Origin of the sequence: uncultured Campylobacter sp. (genome assembly GCF_938045465.1) — a bacterium.
GTDB lineage: Bacteria > Campylobacterota > Campylobacteria > Campylobacterales > Campylobacteraceae > Campylobacter_B.
The window spans coordinates 1-1786 of sequence record NZ_CALIBF010000051.1; the positions used below are offsets into that span (position 1 = coordinate 1).

Annotated in this window: 3 protein-coding genes and 1 pseudogene; all 4 read left to right on the top strand. The window is 42.0% G+C overall.

Annotated elements, in window-relative coordinates; genetic code table 11:
• A pseudogene (locus Q0413_RS02730) lies at positions 1-319 on the top strand (23S rRNA (adenine(2503)-C(2))-methyltransferase RlmN); the annotation flags it as partial.
• Between the two features lie 78 nt (positions 320-397).
• The gene (locus tag Q0413_RS02735) at positions 398-727 is read left to right on the top strand and encodes an Imm41 family immunity protein (RefSeq protein WP_298987047.1); all 330 of its coding nucleotides are present in this window, start codon (positions 398-400) and stop codon (positions 725-727) included.
• 20 nt (positions 728-747) lie between these two features.
• Positions 748-978, top strand: coding sequence for a hypothetical protein (locus tag Q0413_RS02740; protein ID WP_298987049.1), 231 nt, complete (start codon positions 748-750; stop codon positions 976-978).
• Positions 956-1279 carry a hypothetical protein gene (locus tag Q0413_RS02745; RefSeq protein WP_298987051.1) on the top strand — a complete coding sequence of 108 codons (324 nt, stop codon included), beginning with the start codon at positions 956-958 and terminating at the stop codon, positions 1277-1279. The genes Q0413_RS02740 and Q0413_RS02745 overlap by 23 nt, the downstream gene beginning before the upstream one ends.
• Positions 1280-1786 lie beyond the last annotated feature (507 nt).

Below are 1786 nucleotides of genomic sequence, written 5' to 3' on the forward strand. Positions count from 1 at the left end.
TAGCGATATGGTGAAATTCCAAGACTATCTCTGCACTCACGGCATCACCTGCACGATCCGCCAGAGCAAAGGGCTCGATATCAGCGCGGCATGCGGACAGCTCAAGCAAAGAAATGAGAAAAATAGAATTTCGGCTCAGAACGGTATAGATGCCGATAAAATTTCATCCGCAAAGGTGCGAGAGAGGGCTGGTACAAACGAGCCGACAATCAAAATTAGCGGCAGGAAAGATCAAGTTTTGCTAACTAATCCCAGCCGCAAGACCGGCCCTAAGAGCGCGCCTGCAACGCAAAATTTAACTAACGCCGAGAAAAAATGATCGCACCAACATTGCTCGATTATTTTCATCGGCGCCGCCGTGCTATTTGGGCTTAAACTAATAGTAAAGGTGGCTTTAATGACGAACGCAAGCGATGATATAGCCTTTTTAAGGGCGCAGGTAGATAGGAGCAATGACGGCTCATTTTTCGTTTTGCTCTATGATTTTTGCTATTTTGATAAGAAAATTTTCAAAAAAATTCTAAAAATCTGCCTACAAACCAAGATAGAAGATAAAAATTTAAGGGCTGAAATTTTAGATATTTTACACTTTACGATCTATTTAATGCTTTGTCATCGCGACAAAAAGGACGTATACAAGATAAAAAATTTCAAAAAAGTCGAGGAAAAATTCGGCGATTATTTTCAGACCGTAAGGCAGATCGGCAAAAAATTTATAAAGGAGTAGTAATGGACGCGTAAAAAATAATGGATGAGATCGGCGTCTTCTTAGACAGATCGCTGCTTAAAAAATCCAAGATTACAAAGGTGGAAATTATCTGCTTTATCGAGGCAAAATGGGCGGAGGCGGACGATGAGAAAAACCGCGTCTATGCCTCATACATCTACGCGGCGCGCATGGTAAATGAGTACAAATGGGCGCGACGCCCCAAATATGCTGCGCTGGCTAGACGAGATGGACAAGTACGCCAGAAGTAATGAAAATCCGCCCTACGTGAGCGATTATTATAAAGGCGAATGCTGCCTCGAGTGCGAAGCAGAGCAGGAGGCGCTTAAATTTTTGTGCAAAAGTTACGAAGCGATTGAGGAGTATCTTTTCATCCGCAGCCCAAAGGTCGCGGAGTTTTTTAATGCACATCTTGCGGAGCCTAAAATTTTGCCTAAATTTGAAGATGAGGAATACAAGGACTTTAGTTTCCCGCTGCGGCTGGAGTATTTCGGTAAAGCTTTAGAACAAGAGGGCGAATTTCGCTGCACCTTTTTAGATGAAGATAGCTAAGAGACAGGCGAGCCTAGCCAGGCACAATCGGACGCGTAGAATTTCTAAAGCAAAATCAGGAAGAATTTTTAACAGACATCTTAGCTGAAATTTTAAAAAACTACCCAAAATGGCAGGAGATCTACGACTATCCGAGTGAGACGAAAAGCGATTTCATGCCAGGCATCAGCACGCCACAGGAGCTTAGCGAACTATTGGAGCTGTAAAATATCTATATCCTAGACGACGCAAAATCGGCTTTGAGTTTAGCTACTCGTGGGACATGGAGCACGGCCTAGGCGTGATGGCGCGCAAAGGCAAGGTCATTAATATCGGCGAAGCGGAAGTAGCGTTTATGGCTATTTGAATAAAATAAACCAAATTTTAAAGCATAAAACAAATTTTTATAGTTACTTTTAGGCTAAATTTTACGCATTTTTTTATCACTTTTACCATATGCAAATACAAGAAGCCAAAATAATAAAAATTAACTGCCGCGTCTTAATCTTACACACATCTTACCGATCA